The following is a 14,683-nucleotide window of genomic DNA, read 5'->3' on the forward strand; positions in this document are numbered from 1 at the left end:
TTTGCGGTCGTGCAAATGCTTTTATGGATTATTTGCCGCGGGCCGCCGCACGGGCGATGGCGACGGCTTCGGCGGCGGTCATCACCTCGCCCAGGCCGCTGCCCGACAGCGCCGCGCGCTCGGCATCGCGGACGCGCTCGAGCGCGCGGGCCAGCCGCGGCGCGTCCCAGCGGCGCAGCGCGGTGGCGGTCGCCGCCTGTTCCTTGAAGAACACGCGGTGGCGCTCCATCACCCGGTCGACGCTCTCGCCCTCGTCGATCTCGGCGCGCATTTCGGCCAACGACAGCAGCCGCCTGGCGACTGCGCGCAGCACCGGGATCGCGCCGCCGGGCATTTCGGGTAGTGCCGCCGCCGCCGCATCGCCCGCGATCATCGCGCTGACGATCCCGCCCAGTTCGGCATCGGCGATCGAGGCGCCGATCGCATCGAACGCCTCGCCATCGGCATCGCGCGGCCGCTCCGGCGATGCGTCTAGGTAGAGCGCCAGCTTCTCGATCTCGCTGGCCAGCACCGCCCGGTCGCCCGCCGTCACCGCCGCCAGCCGGTCGGGCACGTCACCCAATAGCCGCAGCCCCTGATCGCGCGCCATCGCCACCGCCAGCTTCGCCGCCTGCGCCGCATCGGGCACGTAGCAGGCGACCGCCACGGCGTTGAGCGACGCGGTGACCAGCTTCACCAGCTTCGACGTGCCCTTGACCGTCGGGGCGATCGCGGCGACCGGATTGCCGGCACGTTCGGCGGCGAGCAGCAGCGTCACTGCCTCGACCGATTCCTCGCCCATGCCCGTGACCCGGATGCAGCGGGCGTCGCCGAACAGCGACATCGATGCGGCTTCGTCCGCCAGCAGCCCGGGACGCGCCTTCAGCATCGGGCCGTCCATGTCGACGCGCTCGGCCCCCTCGCCCACGCCCTTCGCCAGTCGGGCGGCCAGCGCCAGCGCGCCCGCCGTGTCCGGTCCATGGAACAGGTAGAGCCGGATATCGGGGCCGGGCCGGTCGAGCCTGGCCGCGACCTGCTCGGGCCGAAGCTTCACGAGCCCGACTTGGGGAGCGTCAGTGCGATCCGCGTCACGATCTGGTCGGCGACGATGAGCGACAGCCGTTCGAGCGCGGTGCGCTCCGCCGCGATCGTCGCATATTCGGAGCGGACCACGTCGATGCCGGCATCCGACCCGGCGGTCGCATCCAGCGTCACGGCACCATTGGCCAGGTCGATCAGCTGATAGCGCGCGCGCAGCGTCCGCCGCTCGCGCGTGATCGAATCGTCGCGCCGCACGCCCAGCCCGGTGATATCGTCGTCGAGTTTGATTTCGAGCCGGTAGCGCGCTGGTCCTTCGGCGCGCAGCCGATCGCGCAACGCGTTGGCGACCAGCCAGCCATTCTGTCCGGCGATCGGCGCGACCTCGACCCCCGCCAGCGTCTGGCGCACCACGCCGCCCTCCCCGCCGCCGTAAAGCGGGCGCAGGCCGCAGCCGCTCAGCAGCAAGGCGGCGGCGAGGACGGCGGCGCGGATCATGCGACGATGTTCACGAGGCGGTCGGGCACGACGATGACCTTGCGCGGGGCCTTGCCCTCCAGCGCGCGGACGATCTTCTCGCTCGCCAGCGCCGCCGCTTCGGCATCTTCCTTGGCTATGCCCTTGGGCAGGACGATCGTGTCGCGCAGCTTGCCGTTGACCTGCACCGCGATCGTCGCCTCGGCCTCGACCAGCATTGCCGGATCGACCACCGGCCATGGCGCATCGGCGATCAGCCCGCTGCGGCCAAGCTGCGACCACGCCTCTTCCGCCAGATGCGGAATCATCGGACTGACCAGCAGCAACAGCGCGTCCATGTCGGCATCCGACATGCCCTTGGCCTTCTCCGCCTCGCCGAGCAGCGTGTAGAGCTTGGCCACCGCCTTGTTGAACTGCAGTGCGGTGATGTCGTCGGCGACGCCGGCGATGGTGCGATGGACGGCGCGGGTCAGTGCTTCGGGGCTGGTGCCGCCGGGAACATGTGCCGCGACCAGCTTCCACACCCGCTTGACGAAACGTTCGGCGCCCTCGATCCCGGCCTCGCTCCACGGCAGGTCGCGCTCGGGGGGGCTGTCGGACAGCATGAACCAGCGCGCGGCATCGGCGCCGTAGCGATCGAGAATCGGTTCGGGATCGACCGTATTCTTCTTCGATTTCGACATCTTCTCGACGCGGCCGATGGTGATCGCTTCACCGGTCGCGGTCTCGATGCCGTCATTTACCTCGGACGGAGCCAGCCAGCGGCCATCCGCCGACTTGTACGTCTCGTGCGTGACCATGCCTTGCGTGAACAAGCCGGCGAACGGCTCCTTCAGGTCGATCAGCCCGACATGGTTGAGCGCCCGCGTCCAGAAACGCGCATAGAGAAGATGCAGGATCGCATGTTCGACCCCGCCAATATACTGGCCGACCGGCAGCCAGCTTTCGGCGACCGCCCGGTCGAATGGCTTATCCGCCGGCTGGCTGGCGAAGCGGATGAAATACCACGACGAATCGACAAAGGTGTCGAGCGTGTCGGTCTCGCGCCGCGCCGGAGCACCGCAGGACGGGCAATCGACATGCTTCCATGTCGGATGACGGTCGAGCGGGTTGCCGGGAATGTCGAACGAGACATCCTCGGGCAGCTTGACCGGCAGGTCCGAGGTCGGCACCGGCACCACGCCGCAGGCGTCGCAATGGACGATCGGGATCGGCGTGCCCCAGTAACGCTGGCGGCTCACCCCCCAGTCGCGCAGGCGCCATACGGTCGTGCCCTTGCCCCAACCGCCCGCTTCGGCCCGCTCGATCACCGCGCGCTTGGCAGCGGCGACGTCGAGGTCGTTCAGGAAGTCGGAGTTCACCAGCCGGCCGGGACCGGTATAGGCTTCGGCCCCTTCGAACACCGGATCGGTCAGGTCGCCATCGGCAACGACGCGGCGGACCTCCAGCCCGTATTTCCGCGCGAAATCGAGATCGCGCTGGTCGTGCGCCGGCACGCCCATCACCGCGCCGGTGCCGTAATCCATCAGCACGAAGTTGGCGATATAGACCGGCAGGTCGATCGACGCATCGAAGGGATGCCGCATCCGATAGCCGGTATCGAAACCCAGCTTCTCGGCGGTCTCTAGTTCGGCGGCGGTGGTCCCGCCCTGCTTGCACAGTTCGATGAACGCGGCGGCGTCCGGGTTCGCGTCGGCCAGCGCTCGCGCGATCGGATGGTCGGCGGCGACCGCGACGAAGCTCGCGCCGAAGATCGTGTCGGGGCGCGTCGAATAGACCTCGATCGACTGGTCGAACGGCGCAACCGGCGCGAACGCGAATTGCAGCCCCTCCGACTTGCCGATCCAGTTTTCCTGCATCAACCGGACCTTGTCGGGCCACTGGTCTAGGCTGCCCAGCCCGGCAAGCAGATCGTCGGCAAAGTCGGTGATCTTGAGGAACCACTGGCTCAGCTTGCGCTTCTCGACCAGCGCGCCGGAACGCCAGCCGCGCCCGTCGATCACCTGTTCGTTCGCCAGCACGGTCATGTCGACCGGGTCCCAATTGACCGCCGATTCCTTACGATAGACCAGACCGCCTTTCAGCAGTTCGAGGAACAGCGCCTGTTCATGGCCATAATATTCGGGATCGCAGGTCGCGAACTCGCGCGACCAGTCGAAGGCGAGGCCGAGCCGCTTCAACTGCGCCTTCATCGCCGCGATATTGGCATAGGTCCACTGGCCCGGATGGACCTTCTTTTCCATTGCCGCATTTTCGGCGGGCATGCCGAATGCGTCCCACCCCATCGGGTGGAGCACCTCATGCCCGGTCATCCGCAGGAAACGGGCGAGCACGTCGCCCATCGTGTAGTTGCGGACATGGCCCATATGGATGCGCCCCGATGGATAGGGGAACATCTCAAGGACATAGCGCTTGGGCTTGGGCGAGGCGTCGTCGGCGACGAAGGTCCGGGCATCGTCCCATGCCGCCTGCCAGCGTGCATCGGCCTCGGCGGGCGAAAAACGAGGAGTCATGGGCGCGTCGCTCAGCCGGTCACCGCCCCGCGGCGCAGGTCGCGCGCCCGCGTCAGGATGATGTCTTCCAGCTTCTGCACCGTCGCCGCCTCGACCGGCGCCTCGACCCACTGGCCGCCGCGATTGATCTGGCGCAGTGCCGCGACGCGCAGCGCATCGGCGCGCAGGTCCTGATCGAGGATCGTGACCGTCACCTTGGTCCGCTCGGTCGGCGTCGCCGGATTGACGTACCAGTCGGTGACGATGACGCCGCCGTTCGAATCGGTCTGGGTCAGCGGCATGAACGACAGCGTGTCGAGGCTGGCACGCCACAGATAGCTATTGACGCCGATCGTCGTGACCTTCGACGCGGCGAGATCGCCGGCGACGCGCCCCTTGCCACCGCTGCATGCGGCCATCGGCAGGGCAAAGGTTGCCAGCAACGCGATCAGCAGCGGGCGGTTCATGAGCGGTTCCTTGACTACAGGCCATTACGGCAGTTCGCGCCGCTTCTATAGGAGGTGGCGCGGACGCGGCAAGCGGGTTGGTGATCGCGCCCGGAACCGGGCGGGCGCGATCGATTGCGGTCCCGGATCGATGCGGGTTCGGCGTTGGTCGGACAAATATGTGGGTTCGATGCAACAGGTCGTCGGAAAGCGACCGGAGCCGGTGGTGCCACGCAACCGAATCGTGGTAGCGCCATTGGCGGGGAGTGAGGGAAATGATGACGGGCAGCAGGATCTGGGCTGGCATAGGATTGGGGGCGATCGTCGCCGCCGGTCTTGGTGCGTCCCCTGCGCTCTTCGCGCAGGAACAGCGCGCACCGCGCGTTCTGAAGCGGCTCAATCCCGAATCGATGCCGTTGGTCGCTTTCGGTTCGTTCACCCCGGCCTCGGCCGATCCCCGGCTCGCCGCTGCGCTGTCGCGCACTGCGCTCAACGCACCGGGTTTTCAGTTCACGCCGTCCGAAGGGGCGGTGATCGGCAACCGTTCGGTCAAGGTCGCGGTGCGCAGCCGCACGATCCAGCCGAACCGCCTGCCCGATCGCGTCGCTGCGGCGGCGCCGGTACAGACGCTCAATCCGGTCGCCTATAACCTCGGCATGTCGGTCGGCTGGAAGCGGCTGGCGGTATCGGGCGACATGACCCGCCTCGACCTTGCCGGACAGCCGGGCAGCCGCGAGCAGATGGGCGTCGGCGTCAGCTATTCGGGCCGCAAGTTCACCGGCCGCGTCGGCGCGAGCAGCGATCGTCCGCTCGCCGATCAGCCTGCGCTGATCGCCGATCCGTCGGGCTATTCGCTCGACATGGGTGGATCCTACAAGCTGACCCGCAACCTCGATGTTACCGCCGGTGTCCGCTATCGCTCGGAACGCGAACGCATGCTGCGTATCGTCCCCGAACGCCGCGACAGCCAGGCGATCTACGTCGGAACCGCCTTCCGCTTCTAAGTCGATTTAAGCTCGTCCCCGCTCGCGGGGAGGGGGATCGTCCGCGCAGCGGACGATGGAGGGGCATTGCCCGAACCGACCGGGCGGTGTTTGCCGACACCCCCCTTCACCAGCTTCGCCGGTCCCCCTGCCCGTGCCGGGCAGGATTTGCCCGCCCCATGCCGGGACTCGCTAAACCACCGCTACCGCACCAATCGTTGCGCCGCCCCCAGTTACGCGTAAGTCGCTGTAACAGGCGGGAGAGATCATGGCGGCGGTCGACATTGCAGGACTTGGCAAGCACTTCGGCGATACGATCGCTTTAACCCCCAGCGATCTGCAGTTCGCCGATGGCGAATTCGTCGTGCTGGTGGGGCCATCGGGCTGCGGCAAGTCGACGCTGCTGCGGATGATCGCCGGGCTGGAAACTGCCAGCGAAGGCCGCATCCTGATCGGCGGGCGCGACGTCACCGACGTCCCGCCCGCCGAACGCGGCGTGGCGATGGTGTTCCAATCCTATGCCCTCTACCCGCATCTGACCGTCGCCGGGAACATCGCCTTTCCGCTAAAGGTCGCCGGTCTGCCTAGGCAGGAGATCGCCGCGCGTGTCGCCGAGGCGGCGGCGATGCTCGACCTGACCGACTTGCTCGACCGTCGCCCGCGCGCGCTGTCGGGAGGTCAGCGGCAGCGCGTATCGATCGCCCGCGCGATCGTCCGCCGGCCGCAGGTGCTGCTGCTCGACGAACCGCTCTCCAATCTCGACACGTCGCTGCGCGCGCGGATGCGGCACGAATTCGCACGCCTTCATCAACAACTGGGCGCGACGATGATCTATGTGACGCACGACCAGCTGGAGGCGATGACGCTCGCCAACCGCATCGTCGTCATGAGCGCGGGGCGGATCGAACAGGTCGGCGATCCGATCGAGGTCTATCGCCGCCCGGCCAGCATCGCCGTCGCCGCCGCGATCGGATCGCCGGGCATGAACCTGTTGCCTGCCATGCTGGCCGCGATGACGCCGACCGGGGCGACGCTGCGCCTGCCGGACGGCGCGCTGGTGGCAACGGCGGCACAGGTGAGCCCTGACGATATCGGCACCGCCGTCACGCTGGGCGTCCGGCCCGAACATCTGATACCCGATGACGACGGCCCGTTCGCGGGCGCGGTCGAGCTGTTCGAACGGTTGGGGCCGCTATCCTTCGCGCATCTCGGCGCGCGCGGCGATGTCGACACGATCGTCGCGCAGCTGCCCGGTGATCGTTCGGTGACACTGGGCGAGGTGCTGCATTTTTCGATCGCGCCGCACGACGCCCATGTCTTCGCCGCCGACGGCCGTGCCTATCCCTTGACCCCGCCGCCGAACAGCCCGGTCAGATAATAGCGCTGGAGCAACAGGAAGATCAGCAGCACCGGCATCGTCGTCACCACCGATGCCGCCATCATCAATTCGCCATCGGCGGCATGTTCGCGCGCGATCGCCGCGACCGCAACCGGCAGGGTATAGCGCTGCTGATCGGCTAGGATCACCAGCGGCCACATGAAGTCGTTCCAGCTGGCGAGGAAGGTGAACAGCGCCAGCGTCACCACCACCGGCGTGAGCAGCGGCAGGACGATCGTGCGGAAGATGCGCATCTCGCTGGCCCCGTCCATCCGCGCCGCATCGATCAGTTCGTCGGGGATCGCCAGCGTCGCCTGTCGCACGAACAGCACGCCGAAAATCCCCGCCAGCCCCGGCAGGATCACCCCGGCATAGCTGTTGACCAGCCCGAAATGGCGGAACATCAGGAACAGCGGAAGCATCGCCACCTGCCCCGGCACGACCAGCGCGGCGATCAACAGTTTCAGCAGCCGTTCGCGGCCGCGAAAGCGCAGCTTGGCAAAGGCATAGCCCGCCGGCACGGTCAGCAGCAGCCCGAACAGTGTCGATAGCATCGCGACGCCGATACTGTTCCTGAGCGCCGGCAGGATGCGGTAATCGAACCACGCCCCGTCAATCTGCCGCCGGACGAGCAGTTCGTGATAATTTTCCAACGACCAGCGCGACGGCCATAGCGGGATCGGCAGCGTGCCCGATTCGCCACGCGGCATGAACGACACGATGACCATATAGATCAGCGGCGCGACCGTCAGCGCGACCAGCGCAACGACGGCGGCATTGGCGACGAACGCGCGCAGCTTCCCTACAGCCATTCGTTGCGCCGGCCGATACGGGTCTGGACCCAGGTGAGCAGCAGGATCATGACGAACAGGACGAAGGCGACCGCACTCGCCTGTCCCAAGTTCCACCATTTGAACCCTTCCTCGAACATGAAATACAGCACTGTCGTCGTGCTTTGCGCCGGCCCGCCCAGCGTCATCACATAGGGTTCGGCGAAGATCTGCAGGAACCCCGCGACGCTCATCACCGCCGCCAGCAGCAGCGTCGGCCCGATCGCCGGCAGGGTTACGTGGCGGAATCGCAGCCACCGCCCCGCCCCGTCGAGCCGCGCCGCCTCCATCAAATCCTGCGGCACCGCCGACAGCGCGGCGGTGAACACGATCATGTTGTAGCCGAAGATCTTCCACGTCACGAAGATCAGGATCGCCGGAATCGAACTGTTCGGGTTGCCCAGCCAGTCGACAGGCGGAATGCCGATCAACGCCAGCCCCTGATTGAGCAGGCCGAAACGTTCGTTGAACAGGAACCGCCAGACGACGGCGGTCGCGACCACGCTGGTGACATAGGGCGCGAACAGCGCGACGCGCCACAACGGCTTCCACCGCACCGTCGCGTCGTTGAGCAGCAATGCGGCAAGCAGCGAAGTGCCGATCGCCATCGGCACGCCCAGCACCGCAAAGATCAGCGTGTTCTTGAGCGATCGCCAGAACAACGGCGTCGCGAGCAGCTCGACGAAATTGTCGATGCCGACGAAATGGAGATTGGCGGGATCGGCCAGCGCATAGACCGAATAGTCGGTGACCGACAGCGCCAGCGCCGCGATCGTGGGGATCACCAGCACGATCAGGATGATGGTCAGCACCGGCAGGGTGAAAAGCCATGCGGCGCGCGACTGGCGGGTCATGCGATCCGCCCCGCATCGACCAGCGCGCGCCGCTTCGCCAGCAGCTGGTCGACGCGTTCGTCGAGCACGGTCAGCGCCTGTCCAATCGTCTGAAGTCCGCGCACTACGCGTTCGGCGGCAAGCTGGATCTCGCCCTGAATGCGTTCCCATTCGACGACCGGTGGGATCGATGCAGGTTGCGCCATCTGTTCGCGGAACGCGCGCAGCACCGGCAGCGCCAGTTGCGGCGAATCCCATGCGTCCAGTCGCGCGGGCAGGTTGCCGATCATCCGTTGAAACGTCAGTTCGCTGTCGCGTGAGGTCATGTGCCGGACCAGCGCCCATGCCTCGGCCGGCCGGTCGGTCGTGGTCGACACGCACAGGCTGGCGCTGTCCCCCGATACCGGTCCCGGCCCCTTCGGTCCCGCGAGCCGTGCGGTGCCCCAGCGTTCGGGCGGAATATCGGCGGCCCGGCGACGCAGGTCGAGCAATGTCGTCGGCGAACTTGGCCAGATCGCGAAATAGCCTTGGGCGAATGCGGCCAGCGGGTCCTGCACCTCGGTCGAGGCCGCCCGCGGCGCCAGCCCCTCAGCGAAGAGATTGGCATAATAGGCAAAGGCTTCGCGGACCGGTTCCGACCGGAAATTGCCACGCGTGGCATGGTCGCGCAGCATCGTCGCCCCCGCCTGCGTCATCATCGTCAGCAGCGCGCCCGGCCAGTTGAGCAGCATCAGGAAGACATAATTGTCGGGCCGCCGCCGTTTGATCGCCCGCGCCATCGTCAGCCACCCGGCCCAGTCGAGCGGTGGCGCGGGATAGCCCGCCTCCGCCACGATATCGGTGCGGTAATATTGGACCTGCGGCGCGACCGACCACGGTACCGCATAGTCGCGCCCGTCGATGCGCAACGCATCGCGGATGCCGGGGAACAGCCCAGCGGTCAGCGCCGGCGACGGCACCGGCGCCACCGCGCGGATCATCGCGAATTCGCGGATCCACCCGTTGAACAACATCAGCACGTCGGGCAACGCCCCCCCGGCATGCGCCGTCAGCAGCTTTTCGTGCGACGCGGTGGAGGGCAGCGACTGAACCTCGACCGGTATGCCGGTGGCGGCGGTAAAGCCCGGCATGAGATGCGGGGAATAATCGCCCTCATAGCTCATCGCCCAGACGCGCAGCGGCACGACGCCGGTCGGTCGCGCACAAGCCCCGATCGCCAGCGCGGGCAGCATGCCGAGCATGGCCCTGCGGGTCGGCCCGCCTTGTTCGTCCCGGCTCTGCACCGCGCGACGATGGCGGATCGCGGCGCCGTGCGCCAGCGAGCCGGACCCTAAACACCCGTAGAAACGTCGCTTTTCATGGTCCACCGCGTACACAGCCGAACCCTTTCGAGCGGCTGGCCGTTTTGCCGTTCGACCAGAACCGACGTCCATGGGGCGCGCTGGTCGGGGGGAACCAAAGTCATGCCGATCATCATCCGCCGTCGCCTGCTCGCTGGAGCGGCGCTGTTCGCTGCCGCGTCCGCACAGGCCCAGACCGCGCCCGAAACACCGTCCGCGAACGACGAGGGCAGCGAGATTGTCGTCACCGGATCGCGCATCGCCCGCCCCGATTATGCCGCGCCCAATCCGGTCGTGTCGCTGGGCGCCGAGGAATTGCGCCAGTCGGGCACCACCAATGTAACCAGCTTCCTGCAACGCGTGCCCGCGCTGACCAACTCGCTCGACAGCACCCGCACCGCCGGCCGCAACCAGGCCGATGGCGCGCTGGGACAGGTCGGGCTGAACCTTCTCGACCTGCGCGGCCTTGGCCCCAACCGCACGCTGGTGCTGGTCAATGGCCGCCGCCATGTCGCCGGACAGCCCGACACCGCCGCCGTCGACATCAACGCGATCCCGACCGACCTGATCGAGCGCGTCGACGTGCTGACCGGTGCTGCCTCCGCCATCTATGGCGCGGACGGGGTCTCGGGCGTCGTCAACTTCGTACTGCGCCGCGATTTCGACGGCATCGCCGCGCGCGCGCAGGCGGGCATTTCGGAGCGCGGCGATGCCGGCAACCGCTTCGCGTCGCTGATCGCCGGACGCAACTTCGCCGAAGGGCGCGGCAACCTGACCCTCGCCTATGAGTATAATGCCGACGATCCGCTGGCGAACGACGATCGCGACTATCTGACCCTCGCCCAGCGGCAATATTTCGTGAACCTCGACGGGTACGACCCGAGCCGCGCGGGCAGCTACAAGATCGGCCCGGTCGGCGACCTGCGCTATCCCTATGGATCGAACCAGGGCTATGTCGTGATCGGCGATCAGGTGTTTCGCGGCGACGGCGCGCTCTATACCCCCGGCCGGTTCCTGCAGAATGACGGCTATTCGATCGGCGGAGACGATACGCCGGTCGCGGGCTATATCGGCGATATCCTGCCGCGCACCGAACGCCACGCCGTCAACGCGCTGGCCCATTTCGATGTTTCCGACGCGTTCAAGCTGGCGGTCGAGGGTAAGTTCGTCCAGAGCGAGGTGACCAGCTTCAGCGGCTATGGCGGCAATTATCCGGCGACGATCGCGCTCGACAATCCGTTCATCCCGGCACCGATCCTGACCGCGGCGCGCGCCGCCGGTCTCACCTCGGTCGATATCAGCCGCAACAATTTCGACATTCCCCGCCGCGGCGAGCGCGACCGGCGACGGACGTGGCGCGGCGTCGTCGACGTCAGCGGGCGGCTGACCGATCATGCCAGCTACGACGTCTCCTACACCTATGGCCGCACCGATGTGCGCGCGACCAAACTGAACGACCGGCTCAACACCCAATTCCTGAACGCCCTCGATGCCGTGCTCGACGGCAGCGGTGCGATCGTGTGCCGTTCGGCCGAGGCACGAGCGGCGGGGTGCGTGCCGGTCAACACCTTTGGCGGCAACACCGTCGATGGGCGCTCGTTCGGCTATTATCTGAGCAACCCGGTCAGCAACGCGCGCATCGAACAACATGTCGCGACCGCATCGCTGACCGGCGATTTTGGCCAGTTCTTCGAACTGCCCGGCGGCCCGGTCGCCTTTGCCGCTGGCGGTGAATATCGCCGTGAATCGAGCCGCTTCCGCCCGGCACAGGCGCTGATCGACAACGCCTTCTACCAATATGACGAATATATCATCCCGACCCCGTCCGACGGCAGCTTCGACGTCTGGGAAGCATTCGGCGAGGTCAATGCCCCGCTGCTGAAGGAGGTACCCTTCGCGCATCTGCTATCGGTCGGCGCGGCGGGCCGCCTTTCCGACTATTCGACGATCGGATCGACCCGCGCCTATCAGTTCAACGCCATCTATGCGCCGATCGCGGCGATCAGCGTCCGGGGATCCTATGGCCGGTCGGTGCGCGCGCCCAATATCGGCGAGATCTTCCGACCGCAGACCGGCACCAGCAATTTCTTCTCCGACCCCTGCTATGTCGCCAATCGCAGCCTCGGCACGTCGTTCCGCGCCGAGAATTGCCGGACGCTGATCGCTGCCGCCGGCGGCGATTTCGCGAACTTCACCGCCGCCAACAATCCCGATGCGACGATCTTCATTCCGGGCACACAGGAGGGCAATCGCAACCTGCGCCCCGAAGTCGCCCGGACCTGGACCGCCGGCCTAGTCCTGCGTCCCGATTTCGTGCCGGGCCTGTCGATCGCGCTCGACTGGTACGACATCGACCTGCGCGACGCGATCAACACCCCCGACGCCAATACCATCGCGGCATTGTGCGTCGATCAGCCGAGCCTCGACAATGCCTATTGCGGGTCGATCACCCGCCGCGCGGGCAGCGGCTTCATCAACGGCTTCATCGTCCAGCCGCAGAACGTCGCTGCCTTCCGCACCGCCGGTGCCGAACTGAACCTGACCTATCGCTTCTCGACCGCATCGGCGGGCGATTTCGACCTGCGGCTGGTCGGCGGCTATCTCGACCGGCTCGAACAGGTGGCGACGCCGGGCGCGGTGGCCGAGAACAATGTCGATCAACCCTTCCGCCCGCGCTACACGCTGGCCTTCTCGCCGACATGGAACAGCGGCGTGCTGACCCTCAGCTACAATCTACGCTGGCAGAACGGCGTTCGCCGCTTCGCCCGGATCGATACCGACAGCAACCCCAGCCTCGTCGATCCGCGCTATTTCCGGTACAAGCAATTGTGGAGCCACGACGTGCAGGCGCAGGTCGCGGTCAATAACGACTTCTCCTTCTATGGCGGCGTCAATAATCTGGGCGATCAACGGCCCGATATCGGGTTCGAGACCAACGTGCCTATCTCGCCGGTCGGACGCTATTACTATGCCGGCGCAAGGCTGCGGTACGGCAACGGGCGCTGATCGGGTACGGTAGCAGCGCTTGATCGCGCGCGCGGTTCTGGCATGGGGCGGACATGCTGCAATCCGCCGATCCGTTCGTCGCGTCGTACGACGTCGTCATCCCATGCCATAACCGCGCGCACGTCGTTGCCGATGCGGTGGCGAGCGTGCTGGCACAGGTGCCGGCGCCCGAGCGGGTGATCGTGGTCGATGACGGGTCGAGCGACGACAGCGCCGCCGTCATCCGGGCGCTCGCCGATGCCGATCCGCGCGTCGTCGCGATGATCCTGCCGCGCAATGTCGGCGCGTCGCAGGCGCGCAACAGCGGCGCGGCGCTCGCCACCGCCGACTGGATCGCATTCCTCGACAGCGACGATGTCTGGCTGCCCGGTGCTGCACGGGCGTTGCTCGGCAAGGCGACCAACACCGCCCACGATATCGTCGTCGGCCATTTCGCACGGGTCGAAGGCGATGCCGATCCGACCGATCCCGAATGCGGCTGGGACGGCGACTGCATCCGCGCCGGACTGGCCAGCGGAGGCGTGATCGGGCCGAGCTGGTCGGTGGTCCGCCGCGCGATGGTCGAACGGATCGGCGGGTTCGATCCCAGCTTCCACAATTGCAACGACTGGGATTTCTACACCCGTGCCGGGGCGGCCGGGGCGCGCTTCGCCCGGATCGACGCCTGTGTCGCGCAATATCGCACGGTGGCGGGCAGCCGCCTCGTCAACGATACTGCGATCGGCGAACGCAATGCCCGCCGCGTGCTGGCGCACCCCTATCTCGCCGGCTTCGCGTCCGTCGAAGCGGAGCGCGTCGCCGCCGGCTGATCGGGCCGCGCCGGGTCGATCACCAGCACCAGCCGCCGCGTGCCGGTGCCCATGATCGGGGGCGAGCGGTGGACGATCGGCGTGTCGGACTGGTCGCGCCCCTTGAACAGCGCGACGTCGCCCGTCGCGATCGAACGGATCGTCGTGGGCTCGACGCCCGCCGCCAACGCCAGCGCATCGTCGTTCGCCAGCCACTGCGTTCCCGGCCCGGCATAGGTGCAGATCAGCCGCACCGCGACATAATCGGCATGGAAGCGGCGACAGGCGTCGGTCTCGATCACCTCCAGTCGGATCGCCACCCGGTCGAGCGCCAGCAGCGCGGCGAAGCGCGCGGTAAGGTCGCCGATATCGTGCCCGAGCCGCGTCGCCAGCGCATCGTCATATCCAGCCGCTATCAGTGCGTCCGGTATCGCCGAGCGTGCTCCAGCCGGGACGATGACCGCGACATCGGCTACCGCGTCGAGATCGCCCACGTCGACCACCGGCGCGTCGTCGCGCTGCCAGATGGCAAGGTTGACCGGATCGCCGAGGATGGCGGCGAGCCCCTGTCCCTCCACCGTCGTACAGGCATGCGCGGGTGGCGCGGACGGTTTGGATGCGATCGTCAGTGGCATATGAAATGTAATAACGTCTCGCACTTGATCGTCCAGTCCCGTGATGACTTTCCGCTGCGAATGCGATAGGCTTGCGTTCGTGCTGACCCGAGCCTGGTCCTTGTTGCTGGTGCTGTTGCTGTCGTCGCTGGTGCTGGCGACCACGGTGCATGCGCGCGAATCGGCCGGGCCGGCGACCGTCGAATGTTTGGGCGCGGTCCATGACGATGCCGACACCGCCCCCGATGGTGGTGATACCGACAAGGCGGCGTTGCACCATCACGGCAACTGCCATGCCGGCACCTTCAGCGTGCCGCAGCGTGGCACGATGACGCTGTTGTCGCTGGCGACCACCAATCCAGCGACGCTGGCGCAGGATCGCGGGCAAGCGTCGCGCGCGATCGATCCGGCACTGCGGCCGCCCGCCGCCTGACGAACGCCGCCGGCCGGTTGCGACCGGCCTGACGCAGTTCGTCGGG

Annotated in this window: 13 protein-coding genes; 5 read left to right on the forward strand and 8 right to left on the reverse strand. The window is 67.2% G+C overall.

Annotation, left to right across the window (positions count from 1 at the left end; translation table 11 throughout):
* Positions 1-28 precede the first annotated feature (28 nt).
* Genes holA through AAIO73_RS10150 form a run of 4 tightly spaced genes read right to left on the reverse strand, consistent with a single transcriptional unit; the run spans position 29 to position 4,453 of the window.
* Positions 29-1,033, reverse strand: coding sequence for a DNA polymerase III subunit delta (gene holA / locus AAIO73_RS10135; RefSeq protein WP_345877791.1), 1,005 nt, complete (start codon positions 1,031-1,033; stop codon positions 29-31).
* Positions 1,030-1,515 (reverse strand): LPS assembly lipoprotein LptE, encoded by a 486-nt coding sequence (lptE, locus tag AAIO73_RS10140; RefSeq protein ID WP_345877792.1) that lies wholly within the window; start codon positions 1,513-1,515, stop codon positions 1,030-1,032. Before lptE ends, holA begins: the two co-directional genes overlap by 4 nt.
* Complete coding sequence (gene leuS, locus AAIO73_RS10145) at positions 1,512-4,007, reverse strand: leucine--tRNA ligase (RefSeq protein WP_345877794.1); 2,496 nt, start codon at positions 4,005-4,007, stop codon at positions 1,512-1,514. Before leuS ends, lptE begins: the two co-directional genes overlap by 4 nt.
* Before the next feature lie 11 nt (positions 4,008-4,018).
* Entirely contained in the window at positions 4,019-4,453 is a 435-nt protein-coding gene (locus tag AAIO73_RS10150) for a DUF3576 domain-containing protein (RefSeq protein WP_056453460.1), read from the reverse strand.
* Positions 4,454-4,707: 254 nt separating this feature from the next.
* Between AAIO73_RS10150 and AAIO73_RS10155 the strand changes: the two genes are divergently transcribed.
* Positions 4,708-5,436 carry a hypothetical protein gene (locus tag AAIO73_RS10155; protein ID WP_345877798.1) on the forward strand — a complete coding sequence of 243 codons (729 nt, stop codon included), beginning with the start codon at positions 4,708-4,710 and terminating at the stop codon, positions 5,434-5,436.
* Between the two features lie 247 nt (positions 5,437-5,683).
* A complete protein-coding gene (locus AAIO73_RS10160) occupies positions 5,684-6,793 on the forward strand; it encodes an ABC transporter ATP-binding protein (protein WP_345877800.1) in 1,110 nt (369 codons plus the stop codon).
* Here the strand turns inward: AAIO73_RS10160 and AAIO73_RS10165 are convergent.
* The 3 genes from AAIO73_RS10165 to AAIO73_RS10175 are packed head-to-tail and all read right to left on the reverse strand — an operon-like array spanning position 6,754 to position 9,697.
* Complete coding sequence (locus tag AAIO73_RS10165) at positions 6,754-7,605, reverse strand: carbohydrate ABC transporter permease (RefSeq protein ID WP_345877801.1); 852 nt, start codon at positions 7,603-7,605, stop codon at positions 6,754-6,756. The genes AAIO73_RS10160 and AAIO73_RS10165 overlap by 40 nt on opposite strands.
* Complete coding sequence (locus tag AAIO73_RS10170) at positions 7,596-8,477, reverse strand: carbohydrate ABC transporter permease (RefSeq protein ID WP_345877803.1); 882 nt, start codon at positions 8,475-8,477, stop codon at positions 7,596-7,598. Before AAIO73_RS10170 ends, AAIO73_RS10165 begins: the two co-directional genes overlap by 10 nt.
* Entirely contained in the window at positions 8,474-9,697 is a 1,224-nt protein-coding gene (locus AAIO73_RS10175; protein ID WP_345877805.1) for an extracellular solute-binding protein, read from the reverse strand. The genes AAIO73_RS10170 and AAIO73_RS10175 overlap by 4 nt, the downstream gene beginning before the upstream one ends.
* Positions 9,698-9,919: 222 nt before the next feature.
* On the opposite strand from AAIO73_RS10175, the gene AAIO73_RS10180 reads away from it, so the two are divergent.
* Entirely contained in the window at positions 9,920-12,802 is a 2,883-nt protein-coding gene (locus AAIO73_RS10180; RefSeq protein ID WP_345877807.1) for a TonB-dependent receptor plug domain-containing protein, read from the forward strand.
* Between the two features lie 53 nt (positions 12,803-12,855).
* Entirely contained in the window at positions 12,856-13,611 is a 756-nt protein-coding gene (locus tag AAIO73_RS10185; RefSeq protein ID WP_345877809.1) for a glycosyltransferase family 2 protein, read from the forward strand.
* Here AAIO73_RS10185 and AAIO73_RS10190 read toward each other — a convergent pair.
* Positions 13,560-14,225, reverse strand: coding sequence for a DUF1826 domain-containing protein (locus tag AAIO73_RS10190; protein ID WP_345877810.1), 666 nt, complete (start codon positions 14,223-14,225; stop codon positions 13,560-13,562). The two genes, AAIO73_RS10185 and AAIO73_RS10190, sit on opposite strands and share 52 nt — an antisense overlap.
* A 79-nt stretch (positions 14,226-14,304) precedes the next feature.
* Between AAIO73_RS10190 and AAIO73_RS10195 the strand changes: the two genes are divergently transcribed.
* Entirely contained in the window at positions 14,305-14,637 is a 333-nt protein-coding gene (locus tag AAIO73_RS10195; RefSeq protein WP_345877812.1) for a hypothetical protein, read from the forward strand.
* Positions 14,638-14,683 lie beyond the last annotated feature (46 nt).

Source organism: Sphingomonas epibiotica, from assembly GCF_039615155.1.
GTDB lineage: Bacteria > Pseudomonadota > Alphaproteobacteria > Sphingomonadales > Sphingomonadaceae > Sphingomonas.

Excerpts from the sequence above, each read along its gene's own strand:
- lptE (WP_345877792.1), bottom strand. The coding sequence starts at position 1,515 with ATGATCCGCGCCGCCGTCCTCGCCGCCGCCTTGCTGCTGAGCGGCTGC.
- leuS (WP_345877794.1), bottom strand. The coding sequence starts at position 4,007 with ATGACTCCTCGTTTTTCGCCCGCCGAGGCCGATGCACGCTGGCAGGCG.
- AAIO73_RS10150 (WP_056453460.1), bottom strand. The coding sequence starts at position 4,453 with ATGAACCGCCCGCTGCTGATCGCGTTGCTGGCAACCTTTGCCCTGCCG.
- AAIO73_RS10155 (WP_345877798.1), top strand. The coding sequence starts at position 4,708 with ATGATGACGGGCAGCAGGATCTGGGCTGGCATAGGATTGGGGGCGATC.
- AAIO73_RS10160 (WP_345877800.1), top strand. The coding sequence starts at position 5,684 with ATGGCGGCGGTCGACATTGCAGGACTTGGCAAGCACTTCGGCGATACG.
- AAIO73_RS10165 (WP_345877801.1), bottom strand. The coding sequence starts at position 7,605 with ATGGCTGTAGGGAAGCTGCGCGCGTTCGTCGCCAATGCCGCCGTCGTT.
- AAIO73_RS10170 (WP_345877803.1), bottom strand. The coding sequence starts at position 8,477 with ATGACCCGCCAGTCGCGCGCCGCATGGCTTTTCACCCTGCCGGTGCTG.
- AAIO73_RS10175 (WP_345877805.1), bottom strand. The coding sequence starts at position 9,697 with ATGCTCGGCATGCTGCCCGCGCTGGCGATCGGGGCTTGTGCGCGACCG.
- AAIO73_RS10180 (WP_345877807.1), top strand. The coding sequence starts at position 9,920 with ATGCCGATCATCATCCGCCGTCGCCTGCTCGCTGGAGCGGCGCTGTTC.
- AAIO73_RS10185 (WP_345877809.1), top strand. The coding sequence starts at position 12,856 with ATGCTGCAATCCGCCGATCCGTTCGTCGCGTCGTACGACGTCGTCATC.
- AAIO73_RS10190 (WP_345877810.1), bottom strand. The coding sequence starts at position 14,225 with ATGCCACTGACGATCGCATCCAAACCGTCCGCGCCACCCGCGCATGCC.